The sequence below is a fragment of the Fibrobacter sp. genome (genome assembly GCA_024398965.1).
GTDB lineage: Bacteria > Fibrobacterota > Fibrobacteria > Fibrobacterales > Fibrobacteraceae > Fibrobacter.
On the sequence record JAKSIF010000062.1, the window covers coordinates 1 to 11,870 of the forward strand.

Consider the following 11,870-nt stretch of genomic DNA (forward strand, 5'->3'; position numbering starts at 1 on the left):
GTCGTATCGGCCGTATGGTGTTCCGCGCTGCTGTGGAAAACTTCTCTAACGACATCCAGGTTGTCGGTATCAACGACCTCCTCGACGCTGACTACCTCGCATACATGCTGAAGTACGACTCCGTACACGGCATCTTCAACCACAAGATCGAAGTTGAAGGCAACTTCCTCATCGTTGACGGCAACAAGATCCAGATCTTCGCTGAAAAGGATCCTTCCGCAATCACTTGGGGCGCTCTGGACGTTGACGTTGTTGTTGAATCCACTGGCTTCTTCCTGACTGCTGAACTCGCTGAAGCTCACCTCAAGGCTGGTGCTAAGAAGGTTATCATGTCCGCTCCGGCTAAGGACAAGACCCCGATGTTCGTTTACGGCGTGAACCACAACACCTACGCTGGCGAAAAGATCATCTCCAACGCTTCCTGCACCACCAACTGCTTGGCTCCGATTTCCAAGGTTCTTAACGACACCTTCGGCATCAAGCGCGGCCTCATGACCACCATCCACGCTGCAACCGCTACTCAGAAGACTGTTGACGGTCCTTCCAAGAAGGATTGGCGCGGTGGCCGTGGCATTCTCGAAAACATGATCCCGTCCTCCACTGGCGCTGCTAAGGCTGTTGGTGTTGTTCTTCCCGTTCTCAACGGCAAGCTCACCGGTATGTCCGTTCGCGTTCCGACTTCCGACGTTTCCTTCGTTGACCTCACCGCTGAACTCAACACCGAAGCTACTTACGAACAGATCTGCGCTGCTATGAAGAAGGCTTCTGAAACTCCGATCTCCGAAGGCGGCCTCCAGGGCGTTCTCGGTTACACCGAAGATGCAGTTGTCTCTACCGACTTCCGCAACGACTCTCGCACCTCCATCTTCGACGTCAAGGCTGGCATCCAGCTCGACCCGACCTTCGTGAAGGTTTGCTCCTGGTACGATAACGAATGGGGCTACTCCAACAAGGTTTGCGAAATGGCTCGCGTTATCTCTAAGTAATTCTTTTAGCTTAACAGCTTAATTAAATACTTAAAGGAAGACCTCGCTGAAAAGCGAGGCCTTCTTTTTTTTTGCTTTGCAAAAAAAGCTTGCTCTGCATATAAAAAAGCCCCGGGCTAATGCCCAGGGTTTTATAAATCCATGATGGTTGTGGACTAAGGCTAGCCTTCGTAGTCTTCGCCACCGCCCCAACCGTCAATGTCGGAACCGGCACGACCAAGGGTAGCACCGCCGAGAATTTCGTCGATGCCCTTGTCTTCGGATTCGTCCTCTTCTTCTTCGAAGATGGAGGATTCATCAAGTTCAGTATCCTCGTTAGGTACGATCGGTTCGCTATCTAAATCGTCGCTATTTGCCTTTTTGCGTGCCATAGTTTCTCCTTAAGGGGTGGCTTTTCGTAATCTCTATCGCTATAGTATAATTTTTTGTACAAAATGCAAATGTTTTTTTCAAAAAAAATGAAGTTTTTTTGAGGGAATAGGGGTTGGACATAAAAAAAGCCGCTGACCAGAAGGTCTCGCGGCATTTTTTTGCGCGGCACACGGGCTACTCCCACGGCGCTTTCGCCTTCGGCTCAAGCGCGTGTCGTGCGGTTCAGCCATGCCGACAAGCAAGCTTGTCGTCGCGGCGTTCGGCTTACGGACGCTTACGCCTGCGGCTCCAGCGTCTGCCCTTCGGCTCACCAATGAAAAAATGCAAGCATTTTTTCGCTGGATTCGCCTTGCGAACTATTATCGCGGTGCGCAGCCGGTTCCCAGGCCTGCGTAGCCGATTTCCTTACTTGTGGACAAGCCAAGTCGCCGTGCAACCCAGAGGGGAGGTCATCAACTCCGTGAGGGTATGCTCAGGACCTAGCAGGATCCGTTAAACTTCTGTTAGAACCTTGCAAAATCCTTGAAAATCGTGCAGAATCGCCACTTTTGCCCGCGGTAATACCTGCTAGATCTGTTGGATCCTACAAGGTTTCGGGCATTACTTACAAATACAAGAAAGGCCTCCTGAGGGTGTCTCAGAGGCCTTACTTATGTCCTGCTATGTGCTTGTCTGGCTCGTTCTGATGTGCTAGTCTACCGTGGGAACGGTACCTCGCATATCCGGAACTTGGCTGACAGGGGGGACAACTATTCCCATTCAATAGTTCCAGGGGGCTTGTGGGTGACGTCGTACCACAGGGAGCCGGCGCCTTCTGCTTCGAACTTGCGCCAGAGGCCTGCAAGCATGCCCTGGTCGATTTCGGCGAAGTTTGCGGTCATGGCTTCGGTGGAGTTCACCGGGCGCATCACGATGCAGGGCTTGCCTGCGGTGCGCAGCGGAACGGATACCACGGGCATCTGCCAGATTTCTTCGTACAGCTTGTTTTCCTGCAGGAAGGTGGTGCAGATGTCATCGAACTTACGCAGCGTATCGAAGTTCTCGCGGGTGGCGTACTGTTCCACAAGCTTCGGGTCTTCATCGGCCACGGTACCGATCTGGTAGATCACGCGGTTGATAGCCTTGAAGCGGTTAGCAAGTTCGGTGGAGAACCTTTCGCAGTCCTTCCAGCTGAGGCCGGCGGTAGTCAGAAGGAACGGCTGTGCGTAAGTACGGCCATCGCCCTGAACGCCAACGCTCTTGATGGGGAGCATGCGGCCAGAAATGTTGTTTGCCTTCAGGTAGTCGGCGAGGCTGCCGCCTTGAGTGTCCTTCACGTCGTCGAATGCGACCATGTCGTCCTTCAGAATGCCATCGCTGCAAAGCAGGCGGACGCCCAGACCCGGACCCGGGAAGGGGTGACGCCAGACGAGATTGTGGGGAATGCCCAGTTCTTCGCCCAGTGCGCGGACTTCGTCCTTGTAAAGGTCAGCTAGCGGTTCAAGCACAAGGCCCTTTTCCATCAGGTCCAGAACTTCCTGAACGCGGTTGTGGTGGGTCTTGATCTTGTCGGCGTTCTTGGTGCCGCCGGATTCAATGGTGTCGGGGTAGATGGTGCCCTGAGCCATCATCCACTGGTTGGGGTCAAGGTTCAGCTTGGCCATTTCCTCGTCCTTCACAACAAGGAATTCCTTACCGATGATGCCGCGCTTGGTTTCAGGAGCGGTAACGCCCTTGAGCTTTGCCAGGAAGTGTTCGCTGGCGTCGCGGATCTGAAGGTTGTTCATGCCTTCGGCCTTGAGGAAGTCCATGATCTTCTGGGATTCGCCCAGACGCATCATGCCGTTATCCACATGGAGGCCCAGAACCTTTTCGGGGCCCAGCACGCGGTTCAAGAGAACGAATGCCACCGTGGAGTCCACACCGCCGGAAACCAGCAGGAAGACCTTGCGGTCCTTCACCTGTTCCTGGATGCGGGCGGTAATGAGGGGCAGGTAGCTCTTCATGTTCCAGGTCTTTTCTGCGCCGGTAATGTCGATGAAGTTTTCGAGAAGCTTCATGCCGAACTTACTGTGGGTCACTTCGGGGTGGAACTGGATGCCGTAGATCTTGCGTTCGTCGAATGCGACAGCTGCGATTTCGCAGTCCTTGGTGCTAGCCACGATGCGGTAGCCTTCGGGCAGCTTGGTCACCTGGTCGCCATGGCTCATCCACATGGGGGAGGCCTTGGGCAGGTCCTTCAAAATCGGGCACTTTTCGTCGCCAACGATCAGGTCGGCGATACCGTATTCCTTTACCTTGCCCGGTTCAACGTGACCGCCCAGCTGCTGGGCGATAAGCTGATGACCGTAGCAGATACCCAGCTTGGGTACCGGCAGGTTCAAGATTTCGGGATTGTATTCCGGAGCGTCGGCAGCATAAACGCTGGAGGGGCCACCGGAATAGATGATTCCCTTGACGCCTTCCAGTTCGGAAACGTCGCAGTTGGGGGAATGGATTTCGGTGAAAACGCCGAGGCGGCGGACACGGTTTGCGATCAGGTGGGCGTACTGACCACCAAAGTCCAAAACGGCAATAGTATCTACGTTTTTCATACAGCGGTAAAGATAGAAATTATCCAAAAAATTTTTAGGTATAGAAGAATCGAAACTCATTTTTTCAGTGAGACTGCAATGTGTGTTGGAATATCATTATTATGATATTATATTTTATAATAGAATGAGAGGAACATATGCCGGAAATTAGACCTATTTCAGATTTGAGAAATCATTTTGCGTCGTTGGCAGAAACTGTGCATAAGTACGATGAACCTATGTTCCTCACAAAAAATGGAACTGGCGACATGGTTGTTATGTCCATGGAATGCTACGAAAAGCAGATGGCCCAACTTGAGGTTTATGCTAAGTTGGCTGAGGCTATTTCTGAGATAGAAAGCGGAGCAAAAGGCGTCGATGCTGAACAGTTCATCAAGGATTTGATGAATGGCTAAGGCCAAGGCCTATAAGGTCCTAATGCCATATTTGAAAAATTCCTTGAGCAGATAAAACTACTCAAGGAATTTCCTACAGTTTATCCGGTACATTCAGATCCGTTCTTGAGAATGATTCAATACCGGGCTTTCTCTATCGACAACTATCTAGTTTTTTACGTGTTCAAAAATGACGAAGTTCAAATTCACAGGGTCATTTTTGCAAAGCGTAACTACATTGATCTGCTGAAATTGAAGTAGGATTGGACATCCTGCGGGCTAGTTCAATCAAGGTCTGCACGCCGAAGCCTGTAGCGCCGTACTCGGTGTACTTCCACTTCTTGGTTACAAAGGCGGTGCCGGCGATGTCCAGATGGGCCCAGGCAGTGTCCTCCGGGACGAATTCCTGCAGGAAGAGGGCTGCGGAGATGGCGCCTGCGTCGGAGCCTGTGTTCTTGAGGTCGGCGAACTTGTCCTTGAGGGCGTCGGCGTATTCTTCTTCCAGAGGCATGCTCCAGAACTTTTCGCAGCAGGCCTCGCCGCTGTTAATGATGTTCAGGGCCAGCGGGTCGTCGTTGCTGAAGAATCCGGCAATCGCATAACCCAGGGCGCGGACCATGGCGCCTGTAAGGGTGGCGAGGTCCACGATATGGGTTGCTCCGATAAGGCCTGCTTCTGCCAGACCGTCGCTCAATACAAGGCGACCCTCTGCATCGGTATTGTCCACCATGACGGTCTTGCCGTTCTTGGCGGTAAAGATGTCGCCAGGAAGTACGGACTGGTTGCCGATGGCATTTTCTGCTAGGCAGCAGACCGCGCTCACCTTCATGGGAAGGTTCAGTGTGGCGATTGCCTGGATTGCTGCAAGTGTGGTGGCTGCACCGCTCATGTCGCTGATCATTTCCGGCATGGATTTAGGCGGTTTCAGACAAAGTCCGCCAGTGTCGAATGTAAGGCCCTTGCCGACAATGACCAAGTGGTCGGCGGAGGTTCTTGCGCCGCGCTTTTCCGCGGTGCCTTGGGCGGAACGGGTTGCAGCACCCTTGGTGCCGTCATAGGACAAAGTAATCATGTAGGGGGCATGGGAACTTCCCTTGCCAACGGTCACGTGTCCGTTAAAGCCTTCCTTTTCAAGCTGCTTCATGTCGCGGACCTTGATGGAAATGCCCTTGGTATACTTGGCAACGGTCTTTGCCCTTTCCACAAATTCTGCAGGATAGAGGTCGCTACCGCAGGTGTTGATCAGGTTTTTAGCCAAGGTAACTGCTTTCTGTTCTACAGCAACTTCATCGGCAATCTTCTTGAATTCGGAAACGTGTTCGCCGGCAACGATTTCAAAGGTAACCTGGAAGGCGTCCTTCTTCTTACTCTTGTAGGCGTCGAACTTGTAGTCGGCATAGTGGAGGCCGTGAACCATTGCCTTGAACTGCTCGGGAGCGGCGTCGGCAAGCATAATGCTCACCATGGGAATCTGGCGCTGGGCTGCACGCTTTGCCAGGCGGTAGGCAGCCATGCGAAGGTGGTCCAGGCTGGAGATGCCACGTTCCTTGGCTGCATTTACGAAAATAGTGGGGATGCCATCGATCTCCAAAAATTCAAGGTCTTCGAAGGGGCCGTCGTTCATTCCCTTGAGTACGGATTCCGCCTGTTTTTCGGCAGCTTCGCTGAGTACATTGGAAAACTGGACGGACTGTTTTACGAAAAAGAGGGCTGAGGCATTAGCCTTGCCAGAAGATTTGGATACGATAGATAATTTCATAGTACCTAAAATCTACAAAATTGGTGTTTCATATAGGCCTCGTGGCTTTGGATTTGCTATAATACCTAGTGAATAATGAAAGGAGATCTTTATGAATTTTAAGATTGCATCCGTTTTGTCTGCCGCTTTGGTTTCGGCAGTATTTGCCCAGGAAGCTGCACCTGCCGCTCCCGCTCCTGAAGCTGCCCCCGTAGCAGCCCCGGCTACAGAAAATGTTCCTGCCGCTGAACAGGCCGCCCAAGAACAGCCAGCCCAAGAACAGGCTGCCGCTCCTGCTGCAGAAGCCGCTCCCGCAGAAACTGCAGCTCCGGTTGCAGAGGCTCCCGTAGCCGAACCTGCCGCAGAACCTGTTGCTGCTCCGGCAGAGGAACCTGCTGATGTGGCTGTTGCCCCCAAGGCTGTTCGCGGTGGCGAACGCGTTCCCGTGGAACCTGTCGCAGAACCTGCAGCTCCGGCAGAAACAAAGTCTGCTGAACCTACCCGCAAGGCCGTCTATTACGAAACAGTCTATACCAACGAGGAAGGCCGCCCGGTACGTACCCTGTACGTAGCAGAACATTCCGGCAAGGATACCGTGACCATGGATGAACTGATGGGTCTTCGTCCTATGAAGTTCAAGATTGGTGCATCCGGTTCCGTTGGTTCCTACGTTCTTAGCGGTAACGATTGGGATTCCGATAGCTTTAGCGGCATGAACTGGCGCGCCGGTATTTCCGCCATCATTCCCTTGAATGAATACACCATGGGTCTTCGTCTCGGTGTTTTCTACGACCACAGCGAAGCTAGCGAATCCTATTACTATAACGATATCGCTACCAACTTCTCCTTTGAAAACAACAAGATTGATATTCCGGTCCTGTTCACCTTCAAGTCTGCCGCTTCCAGATTCTACTTCGATCTCGGTGCAGAACTTTCCGTTCCTGTCAAGGACAACATGAAGATTTCCTACACCGACTCCAAGGGAACCAAGCACAAGAGCAAGACCGACATGATGGATGAGGATTTCCGCAAGTCTTTGGACTGGGGCTTCATCTTCGGTTTCTCCATTATGGCAAACGACTACATCTCCCTGGATATCCGCGCAGATGTTGGCCTGTCTGATCTTTACAGTTCCTACGAAAAGCTGGACCTTGGTCTGAGCAACTCCTCCTTCAACGTAGGCATTTCTGTCTACCCGTTCTAAGGCTAGCTAGAATATATGATTTTGCCTATTTTTGCTGTAATCGTTGGCCTGGTGATCCTGGTCTGGAGTGCCGACAAGTTTGTTGATGGGGCGGTTGGCGTTGCACGCTTTTGCGGAATGTCCACCCTTCTTATCGGCATGGTTGTTGTGGGCTTTGGAACCAGCGCTCCCGAAATGGTTGTGTCCGCATTGTCTGCCTTGCAGGGAAATCCGGAACTTGCCCTTGGTAACGCCTACGGTAGCAATATCGCAAATATCGCCTTGATTCTTGGTGTAACCGCCTTGATTTCGCCGATTCTGGTACAGCGTTCTGTGCTGAAGAAGGATTTGCCGTTGCTCATTGGTGTTACGGCTCTTTCCATTATTTTGCTTATGGACGGGAATGTTTCCCGTGTGGATGGCTTCATCTTCCTTGGTGTTTTCTTTGCTGTCATGGCATTTAACATCTGGAAAGAAAAGAAGTCCGCTGCGGCGGAAGTTCCCGAAGAGTCTTTCTCGGAAGAAAAGCCCTCTCTGGGCAAGTCTGTAATGTGGCTGGTTCTTGGCATGGCCCTTCTGGTTGGAAGCTCCCGTGCCCTGGTCTGGGGTGCCGTAGAAATCGCCCGCAGTTTTGGTGTCAGCGACCTTCTGATTGGATTGACGATTGTTGCCATAGGAACGTCCTTGCCTGAACTGGCTAGTTCCATTGCGGCAGCTCGTAAGGGAGAAGACGATTTGGCTGTTGGAAACATTATCGGTTCCAACCTCTTCAATACTTTGATGGTGGTGGGCATTGCCTCTACTATTGCCCCGATGGAAACCATTGAGCATCAGGTAATCACTCGCGATATGCCCTTGATGACAGCCTTGACGGTAGCCCTGTTCCTCCTGGGCTTCAGACGTAAGGGCGATGGTCGCATTAACCGAATTGCCGGTGTGGTTTTCCTGCTGGTTTATGTGGGATACCTTGGAATGCTTATTGCCGATGCGACGGGCGTTTAATCGCAGAGTGCTGCGAAGTAGAATGAATTTTGCTTATGCGGCGGATTAGTCCTAGTGTATCTTTGCAAGGCTAGGACTATTTTTGTTTATGCAGCGGATTAGTCCTAGTGTATCTTTGCAAGGCTAGGACTAATTTTGTTTAAGCAGCGGATTAGTCCTAGTGTACCAATGCATGGCTAGGACTAATTTTGTTTAAGCAGCGGATTAGTCCTAGTGTACCAATGCATGGCTAAGACTAATTTTGCTTATGCTGCAGATTAGTCCTAGTGCCCCCCAGAAAGGCTAGGACTAATTTTGCTTATGCGGCGGATTAGTCCTATTTTATGTTTTTGGATTGCTGCGCGTTGATGCGTACCTGCAGAAAACTGCGGGGCTTAACAAGGTTTAGCCTATCGGCGGGAAGAAAATGTAGGCGATGGCGATGGCTGCAATGACGCCAACGGCATCAGCTATAAGGGCGCAGGTTACGGCGTGGCGAGTCTTCTTGACGCCTACGGAACCGAAGTATACGGCGATGATGTAGAAGGTGGTGTCGGCGGCGCCCTGGAACATGCAACTGAGGCGGCCTGCGAAACTGTCGGGGCCAAGAGTCTTCATGGCGTCAATCATCATGCCGCGGGCACCGCTGCCGCTCAATGGCTTCATAATGGCGGTGGGGAGAGCGGGAACCACATCGTTGCCGATTCCGAATAGGCCAAGCAGCGCGGAGATTCCGTTCATCAGCAGGTCCATGGCGCCGCTGGCGCGGAATACGGCTACGCCAACAAGAATTGCCACCAGGTTTGGAATGATCATCACGGCGGTATGGAAGCCGTCCTTGGCGCCTTCAACAAAGGCTTCGTAGGCTTGAACCTTACGGTAACAGGCTAGGCCAAGAAAGACCACGATGACGGTGAAAAGAGCAAGACCGCTAATGAGCAGGCTAGTTGTGCCGATGGCTTCTGCGGTAAGATGGCTGAAGTAAACCATAATCGCAATGACGCATGCGGAAAGGCCGCCAAGCCAGGCGACAGTAATAGGATCCTTCAGCTTTACCTTCTGGAAGAAGCTGAGGGCCACAATGCCTGCGATGGTGCTAAAGAAGGTTGAAAGCAGAAGCGGGAGGAAAACGTCACTGGGGTTGGCCGCTCCCATCTGGGCACGGTACGTCATGATGCTGACAGGAATCAGGGTAAGGCCGCTGGCATTCAGCACAAGGAACATAATCTGGGAGTCGCTGGCGACGCTCTTGTCTTCGTTGGGATTCAGTTCCTGCAGTTCCTTCATGGCCTTGAGGCCCATGGGGGTAGCAGCGTTATCAAGCCCCAGCATGTTGGCACTGATGTTCATGAGCATGGTTCCGACTACAGGATGTCCCTTGGGAATCTGCGGAAAAAGTCGACTGAACAGCGGCTCCACAATGCGGGCGAGAATCTGGACTGCGCCGGCTTTTTCGCCAATCTTCAGGATGCCAAGCCAAAGGCTTAGAATGCCCGTAAGGCCCAAGGCGATTTCGAAGGCCGTCTTGGACATGTCGAATGCGCCGAGAATCGCCTTATTGAAAATTCCGCTATCGCCAAAGGCCAACCACTGGACCAAGCAGGCGATGAATGCACCGAAAAAGAATACAAGCCAAATAACGTTTAGAACCATATTGTAAAATTAAAAAAAATGGACCCGAAGTGAATCGGGCCCATTTATAAAGTTTAGCTAGGACGCTTAGTCTTCGAAGTCTTCGCAGGAGAACGAGCTGCCATACAGGTAAATGGAGCCTTCGTCCGTATCGCACTTATCCGAGTATCCGGATTCGCAGGACTTGACAACCTTGCCGCCCATGTCTTCGCAATCGTCTTCGGTGAGATCTCTGTTGGTCTTACCCTGGGCGCACATTTTTAAGCTGGCGTCCTTAACCATGCAGGAGATACCTTTGTTAGCGTTATCACCATTAGAATTACCACCGTTTCCGGCAGGACCTTCTTCAATGATGCCGCTATCGGAACCGCTGTTAGAGGGTGCATCTACAGGAGCGCCGTCTTCGGCGTTGTTGATGCGAGACTTGACGTTGCCATCGCCGGAGCAACCGAAGAGGGCTGCAAGGCTTGCAACGAGAACAATCTTTGCAATCTTATTCATGCTACACCTCGATTAGAAAGTGATGAATGCGCCGAGGTTGGCAATCATGCCGCTCCATGCTGCGGAACCCAGGTTGTCGGCAACGGATGCTTCCAAGATGAGGTTCTTATACTGGAAACGAGCACCAGCGTTTGCAGAGGTTCTGTAAGTCTTCATGGTGATTTCGGAATTGTCGACAGTTGCGTTGCCCTTGATTTCTTCGGAACGGTAACCGATGAGCTTCCAGTTGTAAGTTGCACCAGCGAAGAGGATCCAGTTTTCAGAAACGGAAAGTTCGCCCAAGATGTTGGGTGCGGTGTAAAGACCGAAGGTGGTCACGTTATCCTTTGCGTCGCCGTCCTTGATTTCGTCGTAGAGATAAATGGGAAGGCGAGTGTTGGTACCCAGGAACACCTGTGCATTTTCGGAGGAGAGTACCGGCAATGCAAAGTTGAAGAAGGGCTGGATCATGGTGTAGGCATCGTTGTGGGTAACTTCGGTAGAAGTGTTACCAACGGTAGTCTCAGTGGTGCTGGACTGGCGCAGGAAATTCAAACCGACAGACCAGAACATGTTCTTTGCGGAAGGACCGTTAGAAATGGCGACGTTAACACCGATATCCCAGTAGTCGTTGTCTTCTTCAGCGTTGTCGGTTTCGGTATCGACTTCATCGTTGAAGGTGAGCCAGTATGCGTTGGCGGTCAAGTCGAATGCACCCAGGAGCATGCCGAACTTGAGGTTGATAATGTCGCCAGCTGCGGTAGTGGAAACGTCTTCTTCGTCATCACCAGCTTCGGTGGATTCCCAGGTCTTGTCGAGAGCCAAATCCAAGGCAAGGCCCACGCCCTTGAAAGCTACACCTGCGGTAACCATGCCCATGTCGTACTGGTTGTTGAAGCCCAGCAAGTAGGTCATGCCGCCCTTGGTTACAGCGAGAGTTCCGTTTTCGCCGGAGGGTTCCACGTAAAGGAGGTTGCTGCCGTACATCTTGTACGGAGAAGCCATGTTGCCACCAATGGTGGAGGCACCAGCTTCGCTACCAACCATGTTGTAGGCGTTGCCGTGGAGAACGTTGAACAGACCGTTTGCTGCAGGAGCCGGAGCTGCTTCTTCTGCAACTTCCTTGGTTTCTTGTGCAGGGGCTTCGTCTTCTTCCACAGCCGGAGCAGCCGGAGCTTCAGCAACGGTTTCTTCGGTGGTTTCTTCGACGGAGGATTCTTCTTCTTCGTCATCCTGAGCAGCGGCGGCAGAGAATGCCAGTGCGCTAGCAAGAGAAATGGTCTTGATCAGCTTGAAATTCATTTTTTCTCCTTATGGAAATAAAAAACATCCTTTTGCAAATATAAAAAAGGACGTCTTTTCTTTAAAGGTTTTTTGTGCAAAAAGATTTGAAACAGGGACTCTTACTTTGTAAAAAACGCTCCGACATTTCTGCCGGAGACGTTTCATTTTCTTTGTCTTAAGTAGATCGAAAAATCGATTACTTCTTAGGCTCGATCTTTTCCATGCCGCCCATGTACGGACGCAGCACTTCAGGAATCAACAGGGAGC

Annotated in this window: 10 protein-coding genes; 4 read left to right on the forward strand and 6 right to left on the reverse strand. The window is 51.8% G+C overall.

Going from position 1 to position 11,870, the window contains the following annotated elements:
- Positions 1-986: type I glyceraldehyde-3-phosphate dehydrogenase (gene gap, locus MJZ26_13425; GenBank protein MCQ2106778.1), on the forward strand; the 986-nt coding region annotated here is incomplete at its 5' end.
- 161 nt (positions 987-1,147) lie between these two features.
- Here gap and MJZ26_13430 read toward each other — a convergent pair.
- Together MJZ26_13430 and guaA are read right to left on the reverse strand one after the other, a co-directional pair.
- Entirely contained in the window at positions 1,148-1,357 is a 210-nt protein-coding gene (locus tag MJZ26_13430; protein MCQ2106779.1) for a hypothetical protein, read from the reverse strand.
- 750 nt (positions 1,358-2,107) lie between these two features.
- On the reverse strand, positions 2,108-3,931 hold the full coding sequence (guaA, locus tag MJZ26_13435; protein MCQ2106780.1) for a glutamine-hydrolyzing GMP synthase: 1,824 nt from the start codon (positions 3,929-3,931) through the stop codon (positions 2,108-2,110).
- Between the two features lie 137 nt (positions 3,932-4,068).
- On the opposite strand from guaA, the gene MJZ26_13440 reads away from it, so the two are divergent.
- Entirely contained in the window at positions 4,069-4,326 is a 258-nt protein-coding gene (locus tag MJZ26_13440; protein ID MCQ2106781.1) for a type II toxin-antitoxin system Phd/YefM family antitoxin, read from the forward strand.
- 193 nt (positions 4,327-4,519) lie between these two features.
- Here the strand turns inward: MJZ26_13440 and MJZ26_13445 are convergent, their stop codons facing one another.
- Positions 4,520-6,064 (reverse strand): leucyl aminopeptidase, encoded by a 1,545-nt coding sequence (locus MJZ26_13445; GenBank protein MCQ2106782.1) that lies wholly within the window; start codon positions 6,062-6,064, stop codon positions 4,520-4,522.
- 91 nt (positions 6,065-6,155) lie between these two features.
- Here MJZ26_13445 and MJZ26_13450 point away from each other — a divergent pair, with 91 nt between their 5' ends.
- Both MJZ26_13450 and MJZ26_13455 read left to right on the forward strand, forming a co-directional pair.
- Positions 6,156-7,247 carry a PorT family protein gene (locus MJZ26_13450; protein MCQ2106783.1) on the forward strand — a complete coding sequence of 364 codons (1,092 nt, stop codon included), beginning with the start codon at positions 6,156-6,158 and terminating at the stop codon, positions 7,245-7,247.
- A gap of 15 nt (positions 7,248-7,262) precedes the next feature.
- Positions 7,263-8,228, forward strand: coding sequence for a calcium/sodium antiporter (locus MJZ26_13455; protein MCQ2106784.1), 966 nt, complete (start codon positions 7,263-7,265; stop codon positions 8,226-8,228).
- 384 nt (positions 8,229-8,612) lie between these two features.
- Here the strand turns inward: MJZ26_13455 and MJZ26_13460 are convergent, their stop codons facing one another.
- From MJZ26_13460 to MJZ26_13470, 3 genes are all read right to left on the reverse strand, one after another.
- Positions 8,613-9,860, reverse strand: a complete 1,248-nt coding sequence (locus MJZ26_13460) for a hypothetical protein (protein ID MCQ2106785.1) — start codon at positions 9,858-9,860, stop codon at positions 8,613-8,615.
- Positions 9,861-9,926: 66 nt separating this feature from the next.
- Positions 9,927-10,340 carry a hypothetical protein gene (locus MJZ26_13465; protein ID MCQ2106786.1) on the reverse strand — a complete coding sequence of 138 codons (414 nt, stop codon included), beginning with the start codon at positions 10,338-10,340 and terminating at the stop codon, positions 9,927-9,929.
- Between the two features lie 12 nt (positions 10,341-10,352).
- The gene (locus tag MJZ26_13470; GenBank protein MCQ2106787.1) at positions 10,353-11,621 is read right to left on the reverse strand and encodes a hypothetical protein; all 1,269 of its coding nucleotides are present in this window, start codon (positions 11,619-11,621) and stop codon (positions 10,353-10,355) included.
- Positions 11,622-11,870 lie beyond the last annotated feature (249 nt).